The 24,072-nt window shown below is 56.1% G+C and carries 39 protein-coding genes; 34 read left to right on the forward strand and 5 right to left on the reverse strand.

Annotation, left to right across the window (positions count from 1 at the left end; all coding sequences use genetic code 11):
- Positions 1-34: 34 nt before the first annotated feature.
- Together nfuA and OKC43_RS16135 are read right to left on the reverse strand one after the other, a co-directional pair.
- Positions 35-613 carry a Fe-S biogenesis protein NfuA gene (gene nfuA / locus OKC43_RS16130; RefSeq protein ID WP_005340636.1) on the reverse strand — a complete coding sequence of 193 codons (579 nt, stop codon included), beginning with the start codon at positions 611-613 and terminating at the stop codon, positions 35-37.
- An 80-nt stretch (positions 614-693) separates the two neighbouring features.
- On the reverse strand, positions 694-1,422 hold the full coding sequence (locus tag OKC43_RS16135) for a ComF family protein (protein WP_236272215.1): 729 nt from the start codon (positions 1,420-1,422) through the stop codon (positions 694-696).
- Between the two features lie 38 nt (positions 1,423-1,460).
- Here OKC43_RS16135 and bioH point away from each other — a divergent pair, with 38 nt between their 5' ends.
- From bioH to OKC43_RS16155, 4 genes are all read left to right on the forward strand, one after another.
- On the forward strand, positions 1,461-2,225 hold the full coding sequence (bioH, locus tag OKC43_RS16140; protein ID WP_236272216.1) for a pimeloyl-ACP methyl ester esterase BioH: 765 nt from the start codon (positions 1,461-1,463) through the stop codon (positions 2,223-2,225).
- Between the two features lie 71 nt (positions 2,226-2,296).
- Complete coding sequence (locus OKC43_RS16145; RefSeq protein ID WP_069527608.1) at positions 2,297-2,530, forward strand: flagellar basal body rod C-terminal domain-containing protein; 234 nt, start codon at positions 2,297-2,299, stop codon at positions 2,528-2,530.
- Between the two features lies 1 nt (position 2,531).
- Positions 2,532-3,299, forward strand: coding sequence for a putative metalloprotease CJM1_0395 family protein (locus OKC43_RS16150; RefSeq protein ID WP_042081656.1), 768 nt, complete (start codon positions 2,532-2,534; stop codon positions 3,297-3,299).
- Positions 3,300-3,384: 85 nt separating this feature from the next.
- Positions 3,385-3,663: a hypothetical protein gene (locus OKC43_RS16155; RefSeq protein WP_005355353.1), complete on the forward strand. Its 279-nt coding sequence runs from the start codon at positions 3,385-3,387 to the stop codon at positions 3,661-3,663.
- 70 nt (positions 3,664-3,733) lie between these two features.
- Here the strand turns inward: OKC43_RS16155 and OKC43_RS16160 are convergent, their stop codons facing one another.
- Both OKC43_RS16160 and greB read right to left on the reverse strand, forming a co-directional pair.
- The gene (locus OKC43_RS16160) at positions 3,734-6,043 is read right to left on the reverse strand and encodes a Tex family protein (RefSeq protein WP_236272217.1); all 2,310 of its coding nucleotides are present in this window, start codon (positions 6,041-6,043) and stop codon (positions 3,734-3,736) included.
- 202 nt (positions 6,044-6,245) lie between these two features.
- Positions 6,246-6,719: a transcription elongation factor GreB gene (gene greB / locus OKC43_RS16165; RefSeq protein WP_005355349.1), complete on the reverse strand. Its 474-nt coding sequence runs from the start codon at positions 6,717-6,719 to the stop codon at positions 6,246-6,248.
- A 249-nt stretch (positions 6,720-6,968) separates the two neighbouring features.
- On the opposite strand from greB, the gene ompR reads away from it, so the two are divergent.
- Both ompR and envZ read left to right on the forward strand, forming a co-directional pair.
- A complete protein-coding gene (gene ompR, locus OKC43_RS16170) occupies positions 6,969-7,691 on the forward strand; it encodes an osmolarity response regulator transcription factor OmpR (RefSeq protein WP_005340625.1) in 723 nt (240 codons plus the stop codon).
- On the forward strand, positions 7,688-8,998 hold the full coding sequence (gene envZ, locus OKC43_RS16175; protein ID WP_236272218.1) for a two-component system sensor histidine kinase EnvZ: 1,311 nt from the start codon (positions 7,688-7,690) through the stop codon (positions 8,996-8,998). The genes ompR and envZ overlap by 4 nt, the downstream gene beginning before the upstream one ends.
- Positions 8,999-9,035: 37 nt before the next feature.
- Here the strand turns inward: envZ and OKC43_RS16180 are convergent, their stop codons facing one another.
- Positions 9,036-9,950 (reverse strand): DMT family transporter, encoded by a 915-nt coding sequence (locus OKC43_RS16180; protein WP_236272219.1) that lies wholly within the window; start codon positions 9,948-9,950, stop codon positions 9,036-9,038.
- A gap of 356 nt (positions 9,951-10,306) precedes the next feature.
- On the opposite strand from OKC43_RS16180, the gene rpsJ reads away from it, so the two are divergent.
- The 28 genes from rpsJ to rplQ all read left to right on the forward strand — a co-directional run bounded on the left by rpsJ (position 10,307) and on the right by rplQ (position 23,930).
- On the forward strand, positions 10,307-10,618 hold the full coding sequence (gene rpsJ, locus OKC43_RS16185) for a 30S ribosomal protein S10 (RefSeq protein WP_005307944.1): 312 nt from the start codon (positions 10,307-10,309) through the stop codon (positions 10,616-10,618).
- Between the two features lie 22 nt (positions 10,619-10,640).
- Positions 10,641-11,273, forward strand: a complete 633-nt coding sequence (rplC, locus tag OKC43_RS16190) for a 50S ribosomal protein L3 (RefSeq protein ID WP_005340620.1) — start codon at positions 10,641-10,643, stop codon at positions 11,271-11,273.
- A gap of 17 nt (positions 11,274-11,290) precedes the next feature.
- Positions 11,291-11,896, forward strand: coding sequence for a 50S ribosomal protein L4 (gene rplD, locus OKC43_RS16195; protein ID WP_005340616.1), 606 nt, complete (start codon positions 11,291-11,293; stop codon positions 11,894-11,896).
- The gene (gene rplW, locus OKC43_RS16200) at positions 11,893-12,195 is read left to right on the forward strand and encodes a 50S ribosomal protein L23 (protein WP_005307955.1); all 303 of its coding nucleotides are present in this window, start codon (positions 11,893-11,895) and stop codon (positions 12,193-12,195) included. Before rplD ends, rplW begins: the two co-directional genes overlap by 4 nt.
- Before the next feature lie 15 nt (positions 12,196-12,210).
- Entirely contained in the window at positions 12,211-13,032 is an 822-nt protein-coding gene (gene rplB / locus OKC43_RS16205) for a 50S ribosomal protein L2 (protein ID WP_005340614.1), read from the forward strand.
- Positions 13,033-13,054: 22 nt separating this feature from the next.
- On the forward strand, positions 13,055-13,333 hold the full coding sequence (gene rpsS, locus OKC43_RS16210; RefSeq protein ID WP_005307960.1) for a 30S ribosomal protein S19: 279 nt from the start codon (positions 13,055-13,057) through the stop codon (positions 13,331-13,333).
- Positions 13,334-13,343: 10 nt separating this feature from the next.
- On the forward strand, positions 13,344-13,688 hold the full coding sequence (gene rplV, locus OKC43_RS16215; protein ID WP_005319741.1) for a 50S ribosomal protein L22: 345 nt from the start codon (positions 13,344-13,346) through the stop codon (positions 13,686-13,688).
- A gap of 3 nt (positions 13,689-13,691) precedes the next feature.
- Positions 13,692-14,405, forward strand: coding sequence for a 30S ribosomal protein S3 (gene rpsC, locus OKC43_RS16220; protein ID WP_005307962.1), 714 nt, complete (start codon positions 13,692-13,694; stop codon positions 14,403-14,405).
- A gap of 13 nt (positions 14,406-14,418) precedes the next feature.
- Positions 14,419-14,832 (forward strand): 50S ribosomal protein L16, encoded by a 414-nt coding sequence (gene rplP, locus OKC43_RS16225; protein ID WP_005340612.1) that lies wholly within the window; start codon positions 14,419-14,421, stop codon positions 14,830-14,832.
- Positions 14,832-15,023 (forward strand): 50S ribosomal protein L29, encoded by a 192-nt coding sequence (gene rpmC / locus OKC43_RS16230; RefSeq protein ID WP_005307965.1) that lies wholly within the window; start codon positions 14,832-14,834, stop codon positions 15,021-15,023. The genes rplP and rpmC overlap by 1 nt, the downstream gene beginning before the upstream one ends.
- Positions 15,023-15,271 carry a 30S ribosomal protein S17 gene (gene rpsQ / locus OKC43_RS16235; protein WP_005307966.1) on the forward strand — a complete coding sequence of 83 codons (249 nt, stop codon included), beginning with the start codon at positions 15,023-15,025 and terminating at the stop codon, positions 15,269-15,271. Before rpmC ends, rpsQ begins: the two co-directional genes overlap by 1 nt.
- 147 nt (positions 15,272-15,418) lie before the next feature.
- Positions 15,419-15,787, forward strand: a complete 369-nt coding sequence (gene rplN, locus OKC43_RS16240; RefSeq protein WP_005307975.1) for a 50S ribosomal protein L14 — start codon at positions 15,419-15,421, stop codon at positions 15,785-15,787.
- Between the two features lie 11 nt (positions 15,788-15,798).
- A complete protein-coding gene (gene rplX / locus OKC43_RS16245) occupies positions 15,799-16,116 on the forward strand; it encodes a 50S ribosomal protein L24 (RefSeq protein ID WP_005307977.1) in 318 nt (105 codons plus the stop codon).
- 13 nt (positions 16,117-16,129) lie between these two features.
- Positions 16,130-16,669, forward strand: coding sequence for a 50S ribosomal protein L5 (rplE, locus tag OKC43_RS16250; RefSeq protein ID WP_005331162.1), 540 nt, complete (start codon positions 16,130-16,132; stop codon positions 16,667-16,669).
- A gap of 10 nt (positions 16,670-16,679) precedes the next feature.
- Complete coding sequence (gene rpsN / locus OKC43_RS16255; protein ID WP_005340609.1) at positions 16,680-16,985, forward strand: 30S ribosomal protein S14; 306 nt, start codon at positions 16,680-16,682, stop codon at positions 16,983-16,985.
- 21 nt (positions 16,986-17,006) lie between these two features.
- The gene (rpsH, locus tag OKC43_RS16260) at positions 17,007-17,399 is read left to right on the forward strand and encodes a 30S ribosomal protein S8 (protein ID WP_005307980.1); all 393 of its coding nucleotides are present in this window, start codon (positions 17,007-17,009) and stop codon (positions 17,397-17,399) included.
- Between the two features lie 13 nt (positions 17,400-17,412).
- Complete coding sequence (gene rplF, locus OKC43_RS16265) at positions 17,413-17,946, forward strand: 50S ribosomal protein L6 (RefSeq protein WP_005340607.1); 534 nt, start codon at positions 17,413-17,415, stop codon at positions 17,944-17,946.
- Positions 17,947-17,955: 9 nt separating this feature from the next.
- Positions 17,956-18,309, forward strand: a complete 354-nt coding sequence (gene rplR / locus OKC43_RS16270; RefSeq protein ID WP_005340606.1) for a 50S ribosomal protein L18 — start codon at positions 17,956-17,958, stop codon at positions 18,307-18,309.
- Positions 18,310-18,323: 14 nt separating this feature from the next.
- Positions 18,324-18,824, forward strand: coding sequence for a 30S ribosomal protein S5 (gene rpsE / locus OKC43_RS16275; RefSeq protein WP_005340605.1), 501 nt, complete (start codon positions 18,324-18,326; stop codon positions 18,822-18,824).
- A 6-nt stretch (positions 18,825-18,830) separates the two neighbouring features.
- Positions 18,831-19,010, forward strand: coding sequence for a 50S ribosomal protein L30 (gene rpmD, locus OKC43_RS16280; RefSeq protein WP_005307985.1), 180 nt, complete (start codon positions 18,831-18,833; stop codon positions 19,008-19,010).
- A gap of 2 nt (positions 19,011-19,012) precedes the next feature.
- Positions 19,013-19,450, forward strand: coding sequence for a 50S ribosomal protein L15 (gene rplO, locus OKC43_RS16285; protein WP_005340604.1), 438 nt, complete (start codon positions 19,013-19,015; stop codon positions 19,448-19,450).
- A gap of 8 nt (positions 19,451-19,458) precedes the next feature.
- Positions 19,459-20,787 (forward strand): preprotein translocase subunit SecY, encoded by a 1,329-nt coding sequence (gene secY / locus OKC43_RS16290; protein WP_236272220.1) that lies wholly within the window; start codon positions 19,459-19,461, stop codon positions 20,785-20,787.
- Positions 20,788-20,814: 27 nt separating this feature from the next.
- Positions 20,815-20,928 (forward strand): 50S ribosomal protein L36, encoded by a 114-nt coding sequence (gene rpmJ / locus OKC43_RS16295; RefSeq protein WP_005319705.1) that lies wholly within the window; start codon positions 20,815-20,817, stop codon positions 20,926-20,928.
- A gap of 139 nt (positions 20,929-21,067) precedes the next feature.
- The gene (gene rpsM / locus OKC43_RS16300) at positions 21,068-21,424 is read left to right on the forward strand and encodes a 30S ribosomal protein S13 (RefSeq protein WP_005307991.1); all 357 of its coding nucleotides are present in this window, start codon (positions 21,068-21,070) and stop codon (positions 21,422-21,424) included.
- 14 nt (positions 21,425-21,438) lie between these two features.
- Positions 21,439-21,828, forward strand: coding sequence for a 30S ribosomal protein S11 (rpsK, locus tag OKC43_RS16305; RefSeq protein WP_005307993.1), 390 nt, complete (start codon positions 21,439-21,441; stop codon positions 21,826-21,828).
- Positions 21,829-21,867: 39 nt separating this feature from the next.
- Complete coding sequence (gene rpsD, locus OKC43_RS16310; protein ID WP_005340600.1) at positions 21,868-22,488, forward strand: 30S ribosomal protein S4; 621 nt, start codon at positions 21,868-21,870, stop codon at positions 22,486-22,488.
- 25 nt (positions 22,489-22,513) lie between these two features.
- Entirely contained in the window at positions 22,514-23,503 is a 990-nt protein-coding gene (locus tag OKC43_RS16315; protein ID WP_005307997.1) for a DNA-directed RNA polymerase subunit alpha, read from the forward strand.
- Between the two features lie 43 nt (positions 23,504-23,546).
- The gene (gene rplQ, locus OKC43_RS16320) at positions 23,547-23,930 is read left to right on the forward strand and encodes a 50S ribosomal protein L17 (RefSeq protein ID WP_005307999.1); all 384 of its coding nucleotides are present in this window, start codon (positions 23,547-23,549) and stop codon (positions 23,928-23,930) included.
- The last annotated feature ends 142 nt before the right edge of the window (positions 23,931-24,072 follow it).

A 24,072-nucleotide genomic window follows, 5' to 3' on the forward strand; every position in this document is an offset into this window, starting at 1 on the left:
CGGGGCCTTTTCTTTGCGCCGCAATGGCAACAAATCAATAGTAGGAGTGGTCGCCGCGCTGGTGCTCGGTGGCATCTTTCACACCGTTGAGCTCACCCGGGAACTTCTCCAGCAGTTGCTTCTCGATCCCCTCTTTCAGGGTGTAATCGACCATGGAGCAACCGTTGCAACCGCCGCCAAACTGCAGGATGGCCAGTTTGTCTTCGGTCAGCTCGACCAGGGTGACCTTGCCACCGTGACCAGCCAGCATGGGGTTCACTTCGGACATCAACACGTACTCGATGCGCTCGATCAGTGGCGCGTCGTCGGCCACTTTACGCATCTTGGCGTTCGGTGCTTTCAGGGTGAGCTGGGAGCCCATCTGATCGGTCACGAAGTCGATGGTGGCATCCACCAGGAAGGGGGCGCTCAGGGGATCAACCATGCAGTCGAAGCCACTGAAGGGCAGGTGTTGATCTTCCGGGTCCACGGCATCGGGCGGGCAATACGATACGCCACACTCGGCATTCTGGGTTCCCGGATTGACCACAAACACCCGGATATTGGTGCCATCAGGCTGTTTTTCCAGCAGTTTACGGAAATGGGCCTGGGCGGCGTCGGAAATGCTGATCATCACTATCCTCATAAACCTGAGTGTACGACTAGGGTATTCATGATAACGCGGTTATTAATGCTTGGGTAGCATGCCGATGGCTACTTGCTGTGCCGCAGGGTACGACAGATTGCCCACACTTCTACCTTTGTGATGCCGCTCTCATGGAGCAAACGGCTGAGCTGCCCAGCGGTGGCGCCTGTGGTCACGACGTCATCGAGCAGGGCGACATGACGGTATTGGTGGGAGCGGATCCGGAATGCCCCGCGCAGATTGCGCCGCCGCTGCCCGGCGCTCAGGGTTGTTTGCTGCGGTGTTGCCTTGATGCGCTGCAGTAGGGTGTTGTCGCAGGGAATGTCTGTGAACTCGCCAAGGGCTTGCGCGATCTCCTCCGCCTGATTGAACCCTCGCCGCCACTGCCGCCACCAGTGCAGGGGAACCGGAATGATCGCCTCCGGCGGCTCGCGGCCATCCAGATGATCGGCCAAGAGGCGTGCCAGTAGCGGCGCCAGAAGGATCTGGCCGGAATATTTGAGCCGGGGGATCAGCATGGGGTAGGGAGCCAGGTAGTCGCCGATCACCTGCAACCGCTCCCAGGGGGGAGGCCTGCGCTGGCAGCGACCACAGACCGGTGTGCTCTCTTCTATATGGTCAGCCAGCGGTGCGGCGCAGAGGTGGCATCTCGGCTGTGACTGGTGCAGCGCCTGCCGACACCAGCTGCAGAGCAGGGGAGCGTTGTCGCAAGGCTGATGGCAGAGCAGGCAACTCCCTTGCCAGTCACCGTGGCTGCCGAGCAGCGGGCTTGCTTTAGCGAGCAGTCGCTTTAACATGCTGACCCCAAGAGCATGAACAGGGATCTTGAGTCTAGATGAGCATATCGGTAGAGCAGTTTGGCCAGGGGCCCGATCTGGTGCTGTTGCACGGGTGGGGGATGAACGGTGCGGTTTGGCATGGTGTTGCCCAACAGTTGTCGTCCCACTATCGGGTTCATCTGGTGGATTTGCCCGGCTTTGGCAACAGCCCGCTGGCAGACGAGGTGGATTACAGCCTGCCCTGGCTTGCCGAGCAGGTGGCCGCCATCTTGCCGCAGAAGTGCCATCTGCTTGGCTGGTCGCTCGGCGGTCTGGTGGCAAGCCAGTTGGCGCTGACGCATCCCGATCGGCTGCACTCCCTGATCACCGTGGCCAGCTCCCCCTGTTTCATGGCCCGCGACGAGTGGCCGGGGATCGCCCCCAAGGTTCTGACCGGCTTCAACCAGATGCTGGCGGGGGATTTTCGCCAGACCATAGAGCGCTTTCTGGCGATCCAGGCGATGGGCAGCGAACATGCCCGGGATGATATCCGCCAGTTACGCCACTGGCTGGCCGAGCGCCCGGCGCCCCAGTTTGCCGCACTCGAGGCCGGGCTGACGCTGTTGGCCGACGTTGACCTGCGCGAACCGCTGCTGGAGCTGGATCTGCCCTGGTTGCGGATCTATGGCCGACTGGATTCATTGGTGCCCAAGGCGGCCATTCCCCTGCTGGATGATCTCTACCCTGCCAGCCGCAGCGTGACCCTTAATAAGGCCTCACACGCACCTTTTATCTCCCATCCTGACGAATTCATTGAAATCGTTCGAGATTTTGTTGGCTAAAAAACAGCCTGCAAGCTTCATTAATCCTCTGGTCTGGCGGATAATTAAGCTGTGACCAGAGGAGTAACACCATGCGTATTGATTCTGCTTTCAACAGCGGGGTTCAGGGGTTTCAGCGAGCCGAGCAGATTGCCGACAAGGCATCCAGTCAGATCGCCCGCCTTAACACCCCCAGCGGGGATCAGGTGCAAGTGACCGATGAGCTCGTCAATCTCAAGGTGGCCGAGCAGCAGGCTGGCGCTTCTGCCAAGGTAGTGCAGACGGCCAGCGAGATGATGGGAACCCTGATCGACATCCGGGTGTGAGATGAACATCAATGTCAGTCTGCCTCCCCTTATCCCGACACAGCTGCAACCCCAGGTGGAAGCGGCGAGGACGGATAATCGCCGGGCAGAACTGATCCCGCAGGCCCGAGCGGGCCAAGCCTCCGTTGCCGAATCCGAAGTCGGCTCCCAAAAAGAGAAATCCAAAGCCGGTCAGGCCTCCAGCAATCAGACCTCCCAGAACAGCCGTGAAACCGGGCAATTAGCGCCGACGACACTGCCAGACAATCGCTTTGTCGAGGCCACCGGTGAGGATGGGCAGCGCAAGCAGCAAGATCCCAAACAGCAGGAGCAGCAACAGCGGCAAGAGCAGCAGGTTCAGGATCTTGTCGAGCGTGACAAGGAGGTGCGTACTCACGAGCAGGCTCACCAGTCTGCGGGTGGAGAGTACGCCAGCTCGCCCACCTATCAGTTTACGCAAGGGCCGGATGGCAAGCGTTATGCTACGGGTGGCGAAGTCCAGATCGATACCAGTGTCGTACCCGGTGACCCTGCGGCTACCATCGCCAAGATGCAGCAGATCCGCTCTGCAGCGCTAGCGCCTGCCGAGCCTTCCGCGCAGGATCTGGCCGTCGCGCGCAGCGCCGCCGCGAGTGAAGCCAAGGCGCGCAAAGAGCTGATGGCCGAGCAGAGCGCGAAATCGGGCGGTGTGCTGAGCGCCTATATGGACAAGCGCAACAGCGTCATCGCGGGCCACTATCGACAGGCTGTCAGCCCGGCCTCGACCCAGTCCCTCAGTCTGCATATCTGAGTCACCCTCGCCAAACTTTCAGCTCCTTTGCCTGTTTTGCAACTAACCTGAAGATCAGGCCCATTCCAATTTCACAGGAGCTGTCATGCATTTCGATGAAGTCAAAGCGGAAGATTTCACCACCTTCTCCCGTGTACCGCCCCCCCACCTGCAGATGGAGCAGTTTCTGATGCAGCTTGGAGGAGGGGGAACTGAAGGAACCAGTTTCAAGAAGAAAGTGATGCTGGCGGCTGGCTGGAGCCACACCGGCGTCGTCTCTTACGGCAAGTATCCGCAAGAGGCCTGCAAGGCATTCAACCGACTGCGGGAGGTGCTGGCCCAGCATGGAGAGCCCGAGAGCATTCTTGCTGCCCTGACGCAGTGATCCTGAGCTTCGCGTGTAAAAAAGCCCCTTGCGGGGCTTTTTGCATTTAGAGGCGTTCCGAAAGGTGTCGTTACTTTTTCGCTTTGGAGAGCGCTGCCGCGAAGGCGTTGCCCATGGCACCACCCATTGGGGCGCTTTGGCGCGGCTCATTTCTTGGTTTGGCGTTGCCGGCACTGCTGTTGCGCGCTTCAGCCGGCTTGCGGGCGGGCTGCCCTGCCTTTTCGTCGAGGCGCATGGTCAGGCTGATCCGCTTGCGCGGGGCATCCACCTCCAGCACTTTGACCCGCACAATGTCGCCCGCCTTGACCACCTCACGGGGATCCTTGACGAAACGGTCGGTCAGGGAGGAGATGTGCACCAGACCGTCCTGATGAACACCGATATCGACGAAGGCGCCGAAGTTGGTGACGTTGGTGACCACCCCTTCCAGTACCATCTCTGGCACCAGGTCGCTGATCTGCTCCACCCCTTCCTTGAAGGTCGCGGTTTTGAACTCGGGGCGCGGGTCGCGGCCCGGTTTGTCCAGCTCGCCGATGATGTCGGTGACGGTGGGCACACCGAATTGCTCATCGGTGTAATCGGCCGGTTTCAGGCTGCGCAGCAGGCTGCTGTTGCCGAGCAGGCTCTCCACGGTCTGCTCCAGCTTGGCGAGGATCCTCTCCACGACCGGATAGGACTCCGGGTGCACTGCCGAGCTGTCGAGGGGATTGCTGCCGCCGCGAATGCGCAGGAAGCCGGCGCACTGTTCGAAGGCTTTGGGGCCGAGTCGGCTCACTTTCAGCAACTGCTGACGGCTCTTGAATGCGCCGTGCTCATCCCGGTAGGCGACGATGTTCTGGGCCAACGTCTGGGAGAGGCCGGAAACCCGGTTGAGCAGGGCGACCGAGGCGGTGTTCACATCGACCCCGACCGCGTTCACGCAATCCTCGACCACCGCATCCAGCCGGCGGGCCAGCTGGCTCTGGCCGACGTCGTGCTGATACTGGCCCACCCCGATACTCTTGGGGTCGATCTTGACCAGCTCGGCCAGCGGGTCTTGCAGGCGGCGGGCGATGGAGACGGCGCCACGGATCGAGACGTCGAGATCCGGGAACTCCTGAGAGGCGAGTTCGGAAGCGGAGTAGACCGAGGCCCCCGCTTCGCTCACCACTATCTTCTGCGCCTTGGCGGCGGGGTAGCGCTCGAACAGGTCGCTCACCAGCCGGTCGGTCTCCCGCGAAGCGGTACCGTTGCCGATGCTGATGAGCTCGACCTTGTGCTTCTGGCACAGCTCGCTCAGGGTCTTTAGGCTCTGATCAATCTGGCGTTTTGGTTCGAATGGATAGATGGTGGCGTGATCGACCAGCTTGCCGGTGGCATCCACCACGGCAACCTTGACCCCGGTACGGATGCCCGGATCCAGCCCCATGGTGCAGCGCATGCCCGCCGGGGCCGCCATCAGCAGATCCTTGAGGTTCATGGCGAACACCTTGATTGCCTCCTCCTCTGCCGACTCGCGGATACGGCCGATCAGCTCGGTCTCCATCTGAAGCGACAACTTGATCTTCCAGGTCCAGCTCACCACCCCTTGCAGCCATTTGTCGGCCGGACGGTTCTGCAGATTGAGCTTGAGGTGGTGGGCAATGATCCCTTCACAGGGACTGGCAGCCTCATCCTCACCGGTGACCAGCGCCAGATTGAGGATCCCCTCATTGCGGCCACGCAGCATGGCCAGCACCCGGTGGGAGGGGGCCTTGTGCAGCTGTTCGTCGTGTTCGAAGTAATCCTTGAACTTGGCCCCTTCCTGCTCCTTGCCTGCTACCACGCGGGCGCGCAGGGTGGCATTCTGCCACAGGTAGTCGCGCAGCTTCTCCAGCAGGTCGGCCTGCTCGGCGAAGCGCTCCATCAGGATATAGCGGGCGCCATCGAGAGCCGCTTTGCTGTCGGCAATGCCCTGTTCGGGATTGAGGAAGGCGGCAGCCGCTTGCTCGGGATCCTGCATCGGGTCGCTGAGCAACAGGTTGGCCAGTGGCTCCAACCCGGCTTCGATGGCCATCTGCCCCTTGGTGCGGCGTTTGGGCTTGTAGGGGAGGTAGAGATCTTCCAGCCGGGTCTTGCTGTCGGCGCCATTCAATTCGCGCATCAGCGCGGGGGTCAGCTTGCCCTGCTCTTCGATGGAGCGAATGATCACCTGACGGCGATCTTCCAGTTCACGCAGATAGCCGAGGCGGCTCTCCAGAGTACGTAGTTTGCTGTCGTCCAGACCGCCGGTCACCTCTTTACGGTAACGGGCGATAAAGGGCACGGTCGAGCCTTCATCCAGCAGGCGCACTGCGGCCTGCACCTGCTCCGGGCGAGCATGGAGCTCACCGGCAATCTGTCTCTCTATGGTTTGCATCATGATGTTGTTGAGGGCCTCTGTGGTCGAGTCCGCGCCATCAGGCGCCAAGTGTGAGCACTATATGGGGTCGTGTTGCGGGATGCCACCCTGCGCCGGGGTCTGCACCCGTCAGACTGATAAAGTTGCAGGGGAGGGCGTTTATCTTGCCATTGCACCTGTGACTCAGGATGTGCCTGTGGCAAGCAGCTCACCAGTAGTCCGGCTATTTGGGGTAGCTGATCTCGTTGATATACCAGCAGACGTCACCAACTGGCGTACGGACGATGGCTTCATCACCGACCTCTTTCTTGAGCAGGGCGCGGGCCATGGGGGAGTCGATGGAGATGTAATCCTTGCGCTCGAAGATCTCGTCATAGCCGACGATGCGAAAGCGCTTGGTCTCGCCCTCTTCGTTTTCCACCTCGACCCAGGCGCCGAAGAAGACTTTGCCCTCCTGCGCGGGGGCATAGTCGACGATCCCCAGCTCTTCGAGGCACTTGCGCAGGTAACGCACCCGCCGATCGATCTCCCGCAGCCGCTTCTTGTTGTACTGGTAGTCGGCATTTTCGCTGCGATCCCCCAGGCTGGCGGCCCATGCCACCTTCCTGGTGACCTCGGGGCGCTCCTGGCGCCAGAGGAAATCGAGCTCTTCTTTCAGCTTGTTGTAGCCTTCGCGGGTGATCAGCTTTGTCTTCATGGTGATGCGGACCTGGTCAAAGAGGGGTATTCATCGCTAACTGCTCGGGAATATTAGCTTTTGTCCTCTTGCTGTCGAGGGAAATCGTGATGGTTCGGCTGGCGCCGTTCAGGGAGTCGCTGGCCAGCGCAGTGACTTGATGGCCGTCACGCTCTCGGGACGGGTAATAACCGGTAACATATTTGTGCTTTGCTCCCGCTATATCCCCCCCTAGTATTGGGGGCAGCTAAAGAATGAAGAGGCAAAGCAATGAGTCAGCAGCAATACAAGGTCCTGGTCGTGGACGATGACCTGAAATTACGTTCCCTGTTGGAGCGCTATCTCACCGAGCAGGGATTCGTAGTGCGCGGCGTGGCCAATGGCGAGCAGGCCGATCGCTTGCTGACTCGTGAAAACTTCAGCCTGATGGTGCTCGACCTGATGCTGCCGGGGGAGGATGGGCTCTCCATCTGCCGCCGTCTGCGGGAAGCGGGCAATCAGATCCCGGTGCTGATGCTCACTGCCAAGGGGGATGAAGTCGATCGCATCGTCGGGCTCGAGATGGGGGCCGATGACTATCTGCCCAAGCCGTTCAACCCCCGCGAACTGTTGGCGCGGATCCGTGCCGTGCTGCGCCGTCATACCGTCGAGTTGCCGGGGGCTCCCTCGGCTGCAGAGAAGGTGGTCAACTTCGGCGCCTTTCAACTCAATCTGGCGACCCGCGAGCTGAGTCGGGATGGCGAGCCGATGGCGCTCACCAGCGGTGAATTTGCGGTGCTCAAGGTGCTGGTCAGCCATCCGCGCGAGCCGCTCTCCCGCGACAAGCTGATGAATCTGGCCCGTGGCCGTGAATACACCGCCACCGAGCGCAGCATCGACGTGCAGGTCTCTCGCCTGCGCCGCCTGCTGGAGCAGGATCCGGCCCAGCCCCGCTACCTGCAGACTGTCTGGGGTCTGGGGTATGTGTTCGTGCCAGATGGTGACGGTGCATGAAAAAGGTCGGCAGCATGTTCTCGCGCATGCTCTGGTTTCTGGCTGCCGTCCTGGTGGTCTATCAAGCTGTCTCCTACGTCACCTTTTATAACTATCTGCTGGCGCCAACCGTCAAGCAGATCAGTCACTTGCTGGCCAATCAGGTCAAGCTGATCTTTCCGGTCAACACGGAACAACTGGCGCTGAGCGAAGATGCCGAGGCGCTGGTCTATGTGACGACCGGTACCGATATCTATACCCAGAGCGAGGCGGTGCAACATGGCTTCAACGATGCCAAGCCATACCCCTATCTGGAGGAGAACATCAGTCGCGAGCTGGGTGGCCCGGCCAAGGTGCGGGTCGAGATCCAGGATCACTACATCATCTGGATCCAGCCGCCGCAGGCCAGCAAAATCTGGGTGCGGATCCCGCTGACCGAGATTGAAGATGACGATATCGAACCCCTCATCATTTATCTGAGCGTGCTGCTGGTGATCACCCTGTTTGCGGCCTGGCGCTTTGCCCGGCAGCTGGTGCGCCCGCTCGAGGATCTCGAGGCTGGTGCAGTTGCGGTGGCCAGAGGCCATTTCCCCGAGGCGCTGGGGGAGCTGGGATCACGGGAAGTAAGGCGACTGACCCGCACCTTCAACCACATGTCGCACTCCATCAAGAGCCTGATCGAAGAGCGTAACCTGATGATGGCGGGGGTTTCCCACGATCTGCGCACTCCGCTGACCCGCATCCGGCTGGCGACCGAGATGATGTCCTCCGGTGACGAGTACCTCAAGGAGAGCATCAACGCCGACATCGATGAGTCCAATGCCATCATCGATCAGTTCATCGATTACATCCGCCCGGATGAGGGCCAGGATCTGGAGCCGATCGATCTGACCCAGCTGGTGCACGATACCTTACTGATCTACTCGGAGCAGGGGCTGGAGGTTGATCTGGCGCTGCCGCAAGAGGCGGTGCGGGTGGCCTGCAATCCGGTCAGTATCCGGCGGGTGTTGAACAACCTCTCAAGCAACTCGCAGCGTTATGGGGCGAGCCGCTTGTATGCCGAGTTGAAGGACGACGGGCACTGGGTGCGCCTGCGCCTATTCGATGATGGCCCCGGCATTCCGGAGCAGGACTACTCCCGGGTGCTCAAGCCGTTTACTCAGGGTAATGTGGCGCGGACTGTCGGCGGTAGTGGCTTGGGGTTGGCTATCGTGGCCAAGATAGTCGCCCAGCACCATGGCACTATCCGGTTGGGAAGTTCGGAGCTCGGCGGCCTGCTGGTCGAGATGCGGCTGCCGAAACATCAGCCACAGGAGTGGATGGATTGAGAGAAGGGCGTATCCGTGGATACGCCCTTCTGCATGGTCAGCTCTTTGTTTCGACTGATGCACGATAGCGTTTGCCGTACTTGAGCTGCTGGATCAGCAGGGCGGCAACGATGAGCGCTAACCCGATGGGAGTGGCTGGATGGATGGCTTCGCCGATCAACAGGTTGAGCAGCACCAGTGAGGCAAACGGCGAGATAAAGATGAGGTTGCTGATGGGGGCCGTGTTGGTGGCATGGCGCAGCGCCATCAGCCAGAGCACGAAACCGAAGCCCATTTCGAACAGTCCCACATAGATGGCACCAGCCCATCCCTGCCAGGCGGTCATGGCAAAATCGGAGAGCAACCAAGTCGCCACGACAATAAAAGGCAGGCTGAGCATAAAGCCGAGCAACAGGCTGACAATGGGATCGCCCTGATTGCGGGTGTTGAGGATCCAGTAGCTGGCCCAGATGAGGGTCGAGACCAGCGCCAGCGTCACGCCGAGGGGGCTGTCGAACTGGAGGCCGAATACATCCCCTCTGGTGGCGATCACCAGCGCGCCAAAATACCCCAGCACGATAGCAACGCCATCACGCCGACGCAGCTTCTGGCCGAGGAAGGGGACGGCCAGCAGACTGAGAGTAATGGCCCAGGTGTAGTTGAGGGTCTGTGCCTGCTGGGCAGGCAACAGGTCATAGGCCTTGAATAGCAACAGGTAATAGAAAAAGGGGTTCAGCACGCCCAGAGTCAGGTAGTAGAAAGGGCGGGCCTTGATGTAGCTTCCCAGCAGCGGCAGTTTGCCCTGTTTGGCGACGACGGCTGTCAGCGTGAGAGTCGAGGTGAAGGCGGCCACAAGCAACAGTTGCACAGGTTCGAAATAGGCGAGGGAGATCTTGAAGGCTGTGGCGACCGTCGACCAGAGGGCAACGGCGCAAAGGCCATACTGATAGGCTTTCTTTTGATCTTTGAGCATGGGATGTCGTTCCACTGACAGAGGCAAGCGCACAGTCTACCAGTCTGCTTGTAACATTGTCGTTACCTTGGTGTTGGCTGCAGAGTGCGTTGCCGCAGGCGAGATCCATCTGTCACATAAAACTGCGCATAATCTGTTCGCTCTCCCTTGCGCAAATTTGAAAAATCCGTATAATCCCCTCCGCTTACCCATGAGGTAAGCCAGACGATATGTCTGCTGCTGAGTTTCCTGTTTACAGGAGCCAGCCATACAGTCCTCCCGATATGGGGGGAAACGTGAAAAATCACACCTCTGGCGGGAGCAATCTCGGTCGGGCGGTGTTGATTTATGTTCTTTTATCTATTGGAGCTCTGTCAATGCAGAACCAAAGAATCCGTATCCGCCTGAAGGCTTTTGATCATCGCCTGATTGATCAATCCACTGCGGAAATCGTTGAAACTGCTAAGCGCACTGGCGCGCAGGTTCGCGGTCCTATTCCGCTGCCGACTCGCAAAGAGCGCTTCACCGTCCTGATCTCCCCGCACGTCAACAAAGATGCGCGTGATCAGTACGAGATCCGCACTCACAAGCGTCTGGTAGACATCGTTGAGCCGACTGACAAGACCGTAGACGCCCTGATGCGTCTGGATCTGGCAGCTGGTGTAGACGTCCAGATCAGCCTGGGTTAATTACGGAAAGAGGTTGATAACAATGACAATCGGTCTTGTAGGTCGCAAAGTGGGTATGACTCGCATCTTCACTGAAGATGGCGTTTCTATCCCGGTGACTGTTATCGAAGTTGAAGCTAACCGTGTAACTCAGGTCAAATCTGTAGAAACCGACGGCTACAACGCTATTCAGGTTACCACTGGCGCCAAGAAAGCCAGCCGTGTGACCAAGCCGGAAGCTGGCCACTTCGCCAAAGCTGGTGTAGAAGCCGGTCGCGGTCTGTGGGAATTCCGCCTGAACAACGGTGAAACTTTCACTGTTGGTAGCGAGCTGAAAGTAGATCTTCTCGCTGACGTTAAGCTGGTAGACGTTACCGGCACATCCAAAGGTAAGGGCTTTGCTGGTACTGTTAAGCGCCACAACTTCCGCACCCAGGATATGACCCACGGTAACTCCTTGTCTCACCGCGTTCCGGGTTCTATCGGTCAGAACCAGACTCCGGGTCGTGTATTCAAGGGCAAAAAGATGGCTGGTCACATGGGTGCTGAGCGTGTAACGACTCAGAACCTGGAACTGGTTCGTGTTGACGCTGAACGCAACCTGCTGCTCATCAAAGGTGCAGTACCGGGTGCAACCAACGGCAACGTGATCGTCAAACCTGCCGTCAAAGCGTAACGTCTGAGGAGATAGTAATGGAATTGGTAATGAAAGACGCCAAGAGCGCTCTTGAAGTTTCCGAGACTACCTTCGGGCGCGAATTCAACGAAGCTCTGGTTCACCAGGTCGTCGTTGCATATGCCGCTGGTGCCCGTCAGGGTACTCGTGCGCAGCTGACTCGCTCTGAAGTGTCTGGTGGCGGCAAAAAGCCGTGGCGTCAGAAGGGTACTGGTCGTGCCCGTGCTGGCTCCATCCGTTCGCCCATCTGGCGTTCCGGTGGTGTGACTTTTGCTGCTAAGCCGCAAGATCACAGCCAGAAAGTAAACAAGAAGATGTACCGCGGCGCTATCCGTAGCATTCTGTCCGAGCTGGTACGTCAAGAGCGCCTGATCGTTGTTGAGAAGTTCGGCATCGAAGCTCCGAAGACCAAAGAACTGATCGCCAAGCTGAAAGAAATGGAACTGACTGACGTTCTGATCGTGACTGCTGAAGTCGATGAGAACCTGTTCCTGGCTGCTCGCAACCTGTACAAAGTTGACGTGCGTGACGTTGCCGGTATCGACCCGGTCAGCCTGATCGCTTTCGACAAGGTTCTGATGACTGCTGACGCAGTTAAGCAAATCGAGGAGATGCTGGCATGATCCGTGAAGAGCGTCTGCTGAAAGTTCTGAAGGCTCCGCACATCTCTGAAAAGAGCACCATGGTTGCAGAAAAGCAGAACACTATCGTGTTCAAAGTTGCTGTTGATGCTACCAAGGCGGAAGTCAAAGCTGCAGTTGCGAAACTGTTCGAGGTCGAAGTTGAGACCGTCCGTACCCTGAACATGAAGGGTAAGACCAAGCGCGCAGGTGCACGCGTAGGCCGTCGTTCCGATTGGAAAAAGGCTTATGTGACCCTGAAAGCTGGTCAGGACATCGACTTCATGGGCGCAGCCGAGTAAGAGGAGTTCTCAAAAATGGCAATCGTTAAGTGCAAGCCTACTTCTCCGGGCCGCCGCCACGTCGTCAAGATCGTCAATCAAGAGCTGTACAAGGGCAAGCCCTTCGCCGCTCTGCTGGACAGCAAAAGCAAGTCCGGTGGTCGTAACAACAACGGCCGTATCACTACCCGTCATATCGGTGGTGGTCACAAGCAGCACTACCGTATCGTCGACTTCAAGCGCGACAAAGACGGTATCCCGGCTAAAGTAGAGCGCCTGGAATACGATCCGAACCGTACCGCTAACATCGCTCTGGTGTTGTATGCAGACGGTGAGCGTCGTTACATCCTGGCTCCGAAAGGCCTGAAAGCTGGTGACGCGATCGCTTCTGGTGCTGATGCAGCCATCAAGGTAGGTAACGCCCTGCCGATGCGCAACATCCCGGTTGGTTCTACCGTTCACGCTGTAGAGATGAAGCCTGGTAAAGGTGCCCAGCTGGCTCGTTCCGCTGGTACTTTCATCCAGATCCTGGCTCGTGAAGGTAACTATGTAACTCTGCGTCTGCGTTCCGGCGAAGTACGTAAAGTTCTGGCCGAGTGCCGCGCTACCATCGGTGAAGTCGGTAACTCCGAGCACATGTTGCGTCAACTGGGTAAAGCCGGTGCAAACCGCTGGCGTGGTATTCGTCCGACCGTTCGCGGTATGGCGATGAACCCGGTTGACCACCCGCACGGTGGTGGTGAGGGTCGTAACAAGGGCATGCAGCCTGTGTCCCCATGGGGCCAGAAGGCTAAAGGCTTCAAGACCCGTAAGAACAAGCGTACCGACAAGTACATCGTACGTCGTCGTAACAAGTAATTGTTAACATAGAGGAATCACCATGCCACGTTCTCTCAAGAAGGGTCCATTTATTGACCTGCACTTGCTGAAGAAGGTAGAGAAAGCGGTGGAAAGCGGGGATAAAAAGCCGGTTAAAACCTGGTCCCGTCGTTCAATGATCATCCCGAACATGATCGGTTTGACCATCGCTGTCCATAATGGTCGTCAGCACGTTCCGGTTTTCGTTACCGAAGAAATGATCGGTCACAAACTGGGTGAATTCGCACCGACTCGTACTTATCGCGGCCATGCTGCTGATAAGAAGGCTAAGAAGCGCTAAGGGATAAATGATGGAAGCTATCGCTAAACACCGTTATGCCCGTACTTCTGCCCAGAAAGCTCGTCTGGTAGCCGATCAAGTACGTGGTCTGTCCGTAGACAAGGCTCTGAATATCCTGACCTTCAGCCCGAAAAAGGCTGCAGTGCTGGTTAAGAAAGTGCTGGAATCTGCCATTGCAAACGCTGAGCACAACGAAGGCGCCGATATCGACGCGCTGCGTGTTGCTACTATCATGGTCGACGAAGGTCCCTCCATGAAGCGCATCCGTCCGCGTGCCAAAGGTCGTGCGGATCGTATCCTCAAGCGTACCGCTCACATCACTGTAGTGGTATCCGACGCTAAGGCTGGGAGATAAGCAATGGGTCAGAAAGTACATCCTAATGGCATTCGCCTGGGTATTACCAAGCCTTGGAATTCTACCTGGTTCGCGAACACCAAAGACTTCGCTGACAACCTGTACAGCGATTTTCAAGTACGCCAGTTCCTGACCAAGGAACTGAAAAACGCGTCCTTGTCCAAGATCACCATTGAGCGTCCGGCCAAGAGCATCCGTGTGACCATTCACACCGCTCGTCCGGGTGTTGTCATCGGTAAGAAAGGCGAAGACGTTGAGAAGCTGCGCAAAGCTGTAGCCACTATCGCTGGCGTGCCTGCTCAGATCAACATTTCCGAAGTCCGCAAGCCGGAGCTGGATGGCAAACTCGTTGCCGACAGCATCACTTCCCAGCTGGAGCGTCGTGTAATGTTCCGTCGTGCTATGAAGCGCGCCGTACAGAACGCAATGCGCCTGGGTGCCAAGGGCATCAAAGTGGAAGTTTCCGGTCGTCTGGGCGGCGCTGAAATCGCGCGTACCGAATGGTACCGTGAAGGTCGTGTGCCGTTGCACACCCTGCGTGCCGACATCGACTACGCAACTTCTGAAGCCCACACCACTTACGGTGTGATCGGCGTTAAAGTTTGGATCTTCAAGGGCGAAGTTCTGGGCGGTCTGGCTGCTGTTAACGCTGCCGCTGCTCAAGAGCAAGCTCCTGCAAAGCCCAAGCGTGACAACAAGCGCCGCGCTGCTAAGTAAGGAGATTCGGTAAATGTTGCAACCTAAGCGTACTAAATTCCGCAAGACCCACAAGGGTCGTAACCGCGGTCTGGCCACCTCTGGTAACGAAGTATCCTTCGGTACCTTTGGCCTGAAGGCGACATCCCGTGGTCAACTGACTGCTCGTCAAATCGAAGCAGCCCGTCGTGCCATGACCCGTCACGTTAAGCGTCAAGGTAAGATCTGGATCCGTGTGTTCCCGGACAAGCCCATCACCGAAAAGCCCCTCGAAGTTCGTATGGGTAAAGGTAAGGGTAACGTGGAATACTGGGTTTGCCCGATCCAGCCTGGCAAGGTTCTGTACGAGATGGACGGTGTACCTGAGGCTCTGGCGCGTGAAGCGTTTGCCCTGGCCGCAGCTAAGCTGTCTGTTCAGACCACTTTCGTAATTAAGACGGTGATGTGATGAAAGCCCAAGATCTGCGTCAAAAGAGCGTCGAAGAACTGAACCAGGAGCTGCTGGGCCTGCTGCGTGAGCAATTCAACATGCGCATGCAAGCGTCCACCGGCCAGCTGGCTCAGACTCACACTCTGAAACAAGTGCGTCGTGACGTCGCACGTATCAAGACTGTACTGACTGAGAAGGCAGGTGCGTAATGACTGACAAGATCCGTACTCTGCAAGGTCGTGTAATCAGCGACAAGATGGACAAGTCCATCACTGTTGCTATCGAGCGCAAGGTAAAGCACCCGATCTACGGTAAGATCATCAAGCGCACTACCAAGCTGCACGTGCATGACGAAAACAACGAGTGCAAAGCTGGCGACCTCGTGGAAATCCGCGAATGCCGCCCGCTGTCCAAGACCAAGTCCTGGACCCTGGTTGCCGTTGTAGAAAAGGCCTAATCGGTACTTTGTAGTCCAAGCGGCCCCTTTCAGGGGCCGTTTGTTTTTTAGGCTACCTTTTCTGAAAATCCTGTGTTATAGTTTCGCGCCTTTTGAAGGCAGCCAGATCCCATTAGGGATAAGAAGTAAACAAAGCGGAGCACTAAGATGATCCAGATGCAAAGTATGCTGGGTGTTGCCGACAACTCCGGCGCTCGCAGTGTAATGTGTATTAAGGTTCTGGGTGGCTCGCACCGCCGTTACGCCGGCATCGGCGACATCATCAAGGTTTCCATCAAGGAAGCCATTCCTCGCGGTAAAGTGAAGAAAGGTGATGTGTATAACGCGGTGGTCGTACGCACCCGTAAAGGCGTTCGTCGTCCGGACGGCTCTGTCATCCGTTTCGACAACAATGCGGCTGTGTTGCTTAACAACAACCAACAGCCAATCGGTACTCGTATTTTTGGCCCGGTGACCCGTGAACTGCGTAATGAGAAGTTCATGAAGATTGTGTCCCTGGCACCCGAAGTACTGTAAGGAGTCGAACGATGGCAGCTAAAATCCGTCGCGAAGACGAAGTGATTGTTCTTACCGGCAAAGACAAGGGCAAGCGTGGCAAAGTCACTCAAGTCCTGATTGCAAAAGGTAAGGTAATCGTGGAAGGCATCAACCAGGTGAAGAAACACCAGAAGCCGGTACCCGCACTGGGTCAGGCTGGCGGTATCGTCACCAAAGAAGCCCCCATCGATGTATCAAACGTAGCGCTGTTCAACTCTGCCACTGGCAAAGCTGACCGCGTTGGTTTCCGGATTGAAGACGGCAAAAAAGTCCGTTTCTTCAAATCCACCGGCGAACTTGTGAAGTAATTGGAGTTTAACGATGGCGAAACTGCATGATTACTACAAATCCGATGTAGTAAATGAACTGTCCAAGCAGTTCGGTTACAAGACTATCATGCAAGTCCCTCGGATCGAGAAAATCACCCTGAACATGGGTGTTGGTGAAGCGATCTCTGACAAGAAATTGCTGGAAAATGCTGCTGCCGATATGGCTGCCATTTCCGGTCAGAAGCCGCTGATCACCAAAGCTCGCAAATCTGTTGCGGGCTTCAAGATTCGTGAAGGCTACCCGATAGGTTGTAAAGTAACCCTGCGTGGCGAGCGTATGTGGGAGTTCCTGGAACGGCTGATCTGCATCTCCGTACCGCGTATCCGTGACTTCCGTGGCCTGAACGCTAAAGCGTTCGACGGTCGTGGTAACTACTCCATGGGCGTGCGTGAGCAGATCATCTTCCCGGAAATCGACTATGACAAAGTCGATCGCGTCCGTGGTCTGGATATCACCATCACCACTTCCGCGAATACCGATGAAGAAGGCCGTGCTCTGCTGGCTGCCTTTAACTTCCCATTCCGCAAGTAAGGTTAGGGTTATGGCTAAAACATCCATGAAAGCGCGCGAAGCAAAGCGTGCCAAGCTGGTAGCCAAGTACGCGACCAAGCGTGCCGAGCTGAAAGCTATCATCGTTGACATGAACGCTTCTGAAGAAGCGCGTTGGGATGCTGTACTGCAACTGCAACAGCTGCCCCGTGATTCCAGTCCGTCCCGCCAGCGTAACCGTTGCAATATTACTGGTCGTCCGCACGGTTTCCTGCGCAAGTTTGGCCTGTCTCGCATCAAGGTGCGTGAGCATGCCATGAAGGGCGAAATTCCGGGCCTGAAGAAGGCTTCTTGGTAACGAATCTCGGGAGTTAGACTTATGAGCATGCAAGATCCGATCGCGGATATGCTGACCCGCATCCGTAACGGTCAGGCGGCGAGCAAAGTTGCGGTTTCCATGCCTTCTTCCAAGCTGAAAGTGGCTATCGCCAAAGTGCTGAAAGAAGAAGGTTACATCGCTGGCTACTCCGTAGCTGGTGACGTGAAGCCGGAACTGGAAATTGAACTGAAATATTTCCAGGGCAAGCCAGTTGTAGAACTGATCCAACGCGTAAGCCGTCCAGGCCTGCGTATTTACAAGCGCACTACTGATCTGCCGAAAGTTATGGGCGGTCTCGGTGTTGCTATCGTGTCCACGTCTAAAGGTGTGATGACTGACCGTGCTGCTCGCAAAGCAAGCATGGGCGGTGAGATCATCTGCTACGTCGCTTAATAGGAGGTAGGAAATGTCTCGTGTTGCTAAGGCACCCGTCACTATTCCTGCTGGCGTAGAGGTGACTCTGAACGGCCAGGAACTGACCATCAAAGGTGGTAAAGGTTCTCTGGTTCGCTCTATTCACGCCGGTGTAGAAGTGACCAAAGAAGACAATGTACTGAAGTTCGCCCCGCGCGGCAGCATCGCTGGTGCTGACGCTCAGGCCGGTACTGCCCGTGCATTGGTCAACAACATGGTAATCGGTGTTACCCAAGGCTTCGAGCGCAAGCTGCAGCTGGTTGGTGTAGGTTATAAAGCCTCCATCAAGGGCAATGCTGTTGCGCTGGCTCTGGGCTTCTCTCACCCGGTAGAGCATGCGCTGCCGGCTGGTGTGACCGCTGAGTGCCCGACTGCTACAGAAATCGTTCTGCGTGGCGTCGACAAGCAGCTGGTTGGCCAAGTCGCCGCCGATATCCGTGCTTACCGCGCTCCGGAGCCCTACAAGGGCAAGGGTGTACGCTATGCCAACGAGCAAGTGCGTACTAAAGAAGCTAAGAAGAAGTAAGGTAACACTATGGACAAGAAAGCAGCTCGTCTCCGTCGTGCTACTCGTGCTCGGAAAAAGATGCAGGAACTGGGAGCTACCCGTCTGGTTGTTCACCGTACCCCGCGTCATATCTATGCGCAGGTTATTGCAGCCAACGGTTCCGAAGTTCTGGCCTCTGCTTCCACAGTAGAGAAAGCCATCAGTGAAGCTCTGAAATACACCGGTAACGCAGATGCTGCTACCGCTGTAGGTAAGGCTATCGCTGAGCGTGCTATTGCCAAAGGCGTTCAGAACGTATCTTTCGATCGTTCCGGTTTCAAGTATCACGGTCGCATCGCTGCCCTGGCAGCTGCCGCACGTGACGCTGGTCTTCAGTTCTAAGCTAGGAGTCGAAGATGGCTAAAGTCGAATCTCAAGCCGGCGAACTGCAAGAAAAGCTCATTGCAGTAAACCGTGTTTCGAAAACTGTTAAAGGTGGTCGTATCATGTCCTTCACCGCGTTGACCGTGGTGGGTGATGGTAACGGCCGTGTAGGTTACGGTTACGGTAAAGCCCGTGAAGTTCCGGCTGCTATTCAAAAAGCAATGGAACAGGCTAAGCGTAACCTGAACAAGGTTGAGCTGAACAACGGCACTCTGCACCACCCGGTGCGTGGTGTTCACTCTGGCTCCACCGTGTTCATGAAGCCGGCCTCCCAAGGTACTGGTATCATTGCAGGCGGCGCTATGCGTGCTGTTCTGGAAGTTGCCGGTATCCACAACGTGCTGGCCAAGACCTACGGTTCCACCAACCCAATCAACGTTGTTCGCGCTACTGTAGACGCTCTGGTTCACGGTCAATCACCGGAACAGATCGCTGCCAAGCGTGGTCTGCGCGTTGAAGAAATTCTGGGGTAATGCGACATGGCTAACACTGTAAAAGTAACTCAAACTCGCAGCTCTATCGGCCGTCTGCCAAAGCACAAGGCGACTCTGCGTGGTCTGGGTCTGCGTCGCATTGGTCACACCGTTGAGCTGGAAGATACTCCTTGCGTACGCGGCATGATCAACCAGGTTTATTACATGGTTAAGGTGGAGGGCTAAGCATGCGTCTGAACACTCTGTCTCCGGCCGCTGGTTCCAAGCCTGAAAAACAACGTCGTGGTCGTGGTATCGGCTCCGGCCTGGGCAAGACTGGTGGTCGTGGTGTTAAAGGCCAAACCTCTCGTTCCGGTGGCGGTAAAGTCCGCAACGGTTTCGAAGGCGGCCAGATGCCTTTGAAAATCCGTCTGCCGAAGTTCGGTTTCTTCTCTCGCAAATCTTTGGTTTCTGCCGAAGTGCGTCTGAACGAAATCGCCCTGGTAGAAGGTGATGTGGTCGACCTGAGCACTCTGAAGCAAGCCGGTGTTGTTACTAAGAACATCGTGTTCGCTAAAGTTGTTCTGTCAGGCAACATTGACCGTGCTGTGACCGTTCGTGGTCTGTCCGTCACCAAAGGTGCACGCGCAGCCATCGAGGCCGCTGGCGGTAAAATCGAGGAATAATCAGTACAATGGCTAAGAAACCAGGATTGGATGTTAAAGCACAGGGTGGTCTGAGTGAACTGAAGAGCCGTCTGCTCTTCGTTCTCGGGGCGATTATCGTTTTCCGTGCAGGCTCTTATGTGCCGATTCCTGGTATTGACGCCGCCGTACTGGCCGAGTTGTTCCAGCAACAGAAGGGCACCATCATTGAGATGTTCAACATGTTCAGTGGTGGTGCACTCTCGCGTGCTTCTATTCTTGCGTTGGGGATCATGCCGTACATTTCGGCATCGATCATTATCCAGCTGCTGACAGTGGTTCACCCCGCTCTTGCTGAACTCAAGAAAGAAGGTGAATCCGGCCGTCGCAAGATTAGCCAATATACCCGTTGGGGCACGCTGGTTTTGGGAACTTTCCAGGCCATTGGTATTGCAACCGGTCTGCCGAATATGATGCATGGACTCGTGACTAATCCGGGTCTGGGCTTCTATTTCACAGCGGTTGTGAGTCTGGTCACCGGTACCATGTTTTTGATGTGGTTGGGTGAGCAGATAACCGAGCGTGGGATTGGTAATGGTATCTCGTTGATTATTTTCACAGGTATCGTTGCTGGTCTGCCGCATGCCATTGGCGCTACGGCCGAACAGGCACGTCAAGGGGAATTGCACATCCTGCTGTTGTTGTTGCTGGGCTTGATTGTTTTCGCAGTGACTTACTTTGTGGTGTTCGTGGAGCGTGGTCAGCGTCGTATCGTCGTTAACTATGCCAAGCGTCAACAAGGCCGCCAGGTATTTGCCGCGCAAAGCACACACCTGCCGTTGAAAGTGAATATGGCTGGTGTGATTCCTGCGATTTTCGCATCCAGTATCATCCTCTTCCCGGGGACCATTACCTCCTGGTTTGGTCAGGGTGAGGGTAAAGTAGCTGATATCCTGCAACAGATCTCTATGGTCCTGCAGCCGGGTCAACCGCTTTACGAGATGCTGTATGCAGCAGCCATTATCTTCTTCTGCTTCTTCTATACCGCGCTGGTGTTCAACCCCCGCGAGACAGCAGATAATCTGAAGAAGAGTGGAGCCTTTATCCCGGGGATTCGCCCGGGCGAGCAGACAGCACGTTACATCGATAAGGTTATGACTCGCCTGACATTGGCAGGTGCGCTCTATATAACCTTTATCTGTCTGGTACCCCAGTTCTTGATGACTGCCTGGAACGTACAGTTCTACTTCGGTGGCACTTCGCTGCTGATTATCGTGGTAGTTATCATGGACTTCATGGCTCAGGTACAAACCCATATGATGTCTCATCAATATGGCGACGTCCTGAGGAAGGCCAACCTGAAGGGCTACGGCCGCTAAAGGTCGGCGTAGTTACGGAGTTAAGCAATGAAAGTTCGTGCTTCCGTTAAGGCAATCTGCCGTAACTGCAAAATCATCAAGCGTCACGGTGTGGTGCGTGTGATTTGCAGCGAGCCAAAGCATAAACAGCGCCAAGGCTAATTTTTTACGGTTAGTACTTGCAACAAATAGTTGTGCTGGCTAATATAGCCAGCCAACTTTTGTTGTGTATTGGTTGACCGCCACGTATCCGCTCACGGGCTTTGTGGTGGTCGTAATCTACTATATGTAGGAGTGAATAGTGGCCCGTATCGCTGGCATTAACATTCCTGACCATAAGCATGCAGTCATCGCTTTGACTGCGATTTATGGCGTCGGTCGTACCCGCTCCAAGGCCATCTGTGCCGCAGCCGGTATCGCTGAGAATGTGAAAATTAAAGACCTGGACGAAGCTCAGATCGAGAGTCTGCGTGAACAAGTAGGTAAATTCACCGTTGAAGGTGACCTGCGTCGTCAGATTTCCATGAACATCAAGCGATTGATGGATCTGGGTTGCTACCGTGGTTTGCGTCACCGTCGTAGCCTGCCTGTTCGTGGTCAACGTACCAAGACCAACGCTCGTACCCGTAAGGGTCCGCGCAAGGCTATCAAGAAGTAACGGGAAGGTAGAAAATGGCTAAAACTCCGACTCGTGCTCGCAAGCGCGTTAAAAAGCAAGTGAGCGACGGTATTGCGCACGTTCATGCATCTTTCAACAACACAATCGTGACCATTACTGACCGTCAGGGCAATGCTCTGTCTTGGGCTACTTCTGGTGGTTCCGGTTTCCGTGGTTCTCGTAAGTCCACCCCGTTCGCTGCTCAGGTAGCTGCCGAGCGCGCTGGTGAGATGGCCAAAGAATATGGCGTCAAGAACCTGGAAGTCATGGTCAAAGGTCCGGGTCCCGGTCGTGAGTCTTCCATCCGCGCCCTGAACGCGGCTGGTTTCCGCATCACTAACATTACTGATGTGACTCCGATCCCGCACAACGGTTGTCGTCCTCCCAAGAAGCGCCGCGTATAACGCTGTAGCTACTTGGTCTAGGATTGTTGGAGAAAGAAGATGGCAAGATATATCGGTCCTAAGCTTAAGCTTAGCCGTCGTGAGGGCACCGACCTCTTCCTGAAGTCAGGTGTTCGTGCGATTGATTCTAAGTGCAAGATTGACACCGCCCCTGGTCAGCACGGTGCGCGTAAAGCGCGTCTGTCCGACTACGGTGTTCAGCTGCGCGAGAAACAAAAAGTTCGTCGTATCTACGGCGTATTGGAAAAACAGTTCCGCAACTACTACCGCGACGCTGCCCGTCAAAAGGGTAACACCGGTGAAAACCTGTTGCAGCTGCTGGAAGGTCGTTTGGACAACGTTGTTTACCGTATGGGCTTCGGCGCTACCCGTGCTGAATCTCGTCAGCTGGTGAGCCACAAGGCCATCATGGTAAACGGTCGCGTTGTGAACATTCCTTCTTTCCAGGTTTCCCCTGAGGACGTGATCTGCGTTCGTGAGAAGGCTAAGAAGCAAGCGCGTATCAAAGCTTCCCTGGAAGTTGCTGGTCAGCGTGAGAAGCCGACTTGGGTAGAGGTTGACGCCGCTAAAATGGAAGGTGCTTTCAAGCGTCTGCCAGAGCGTTCCGACCTGTCTGCCGACATTAACGAACAGCTGATCGTCGAGCTTTACTCCAAGTAAAGCTAGCTTCTAAAGAGAGGACACAATGCTGGGTTCTGTAACAGATTTTCTTAAACCGCGGCTAGTTGACATCGAGCAAGTTAGCCCGACTCATGCGAAAGTGACTCTTGAGCCACTTGAGCGTGGCTTTGGTCACACGCTGGGCAACGCCCTGCGTCGTATTTTGCTGTCATCTATGCCCGGTTGTGCAGTTACTGAAGTCGAAATTGACGGGGTACTGCATGAGTACAGCAGCAAAGAAGGTGTACAGGAAGACATTCTTGAAATCCTGCTCAACCTGAAAGGTATCGCTGTGAAGCTGGAAGGCAAGGACGAGGTAACTCTGTCCCTGACCAAGTCTGGAACAGGCCCCGTTACCGCTGGTGATATCACTCACGGTGATGAAGTCGAGATCGTAAACCCGGAGCACGTAATCTGCCACCTGACTGGTGCCAATGCTGAAATCAGCATGCGCCTGAAAGTTCAGCGCGGTCGTGGTTATGTGCCTGCTTCTGCTCGTGTTCACAACGATGATGAAGAGCGTCCTATTGGTCGCCTGCTGTTGGACTCCGCGTTCAGCCCCATCGTTCGTATTGCCTACAATGTTGAGGCAGCACGTGTGGAACAGCGTACCGACTTGGACAAGCTGGTCATCGACATGGAGACCAATGGTACCCTGGATCCTGAAGAAGCCATCCGTCGTTCTGCCACTATTTTGGCCGAGCAACTGGAAGCATTCGTGGATCTGCGCGATGTCAGCGTGCCCGAGAAGAAAGAAGAGAAACCCGAGTTTGATCCGATTCTGCTACGTCCTGTCGATGATTTGGAGCTGACAGTTCGTTCTGCGAACTGTCTGAAGGCAGAAGCTATCCACTATATTGGTGATCTGGTACAGCGTACCGAAGTTGAGTTGCTTAAGACTCCTAACCTCGGTAAGAAGTCCCTGACTGAGATCAAGGACGTGTTGGCCTCCCGTGGTCTGTCTCTTGGCATGCGCCTTGAGAACTGGCCGCCCGCCAGCATCGCTGACGAGTAATCCAGATTACGGGTTTCACAGATTTAGTTAGAAGGATAAGGTCATGCGCCATCGTTTGAGTGGTCGTCAACTGAACCGGAACAGCAGCCATCGTCAGGCAATGTTCCGCAACATGGCCAGCTCCCTGGTTCGTCATGAGATCATCAAGACGACTCTGCCTAAGGCAAAAGAGCTGCGTCGTGTAGTTGAACCGCTGATCACCCTTGCCAAGACTGATAGCGTTGCTAATCGTCGCCTGGCATTTGCCCGTACTCGCGATAACGCGATCGTGGCTAAGCTGTTCAATGAACTGGGCCCGCGCTACCTGGAGCGCGCCGGCGGTTATACTCGCATTCTGAAATGCGGTTTCCGTGCAGGCGACAACGCCCCTATGGCTTATATTGAGCTGGTAGACCGCCCGGCCGCTGCTGAAGCAGCTGCTGAGTGATAAAGAAAAAGCCGGGCTTGTCCCGGCTTTTCTTTTAATCCATTCTGATACTGCCTCAACTGCCTCAACTGCCTCAACTGCCTCAACTGCCTCAACTGCCTCAACTGCCTCAACTGCCTCAACTGCCTCAACTGCCTCAACT

The organism is Aeromonas sp. Y289-2, from assembly GCF_027705925.1.
GTDB classification, from domain to species: domain Bacteria; phylum Pseudomonadota; class Gammaproteobacteria; order Enterobacterales; family Aeromonadaceae; genus Aeromonas; species Aeromonas veronii.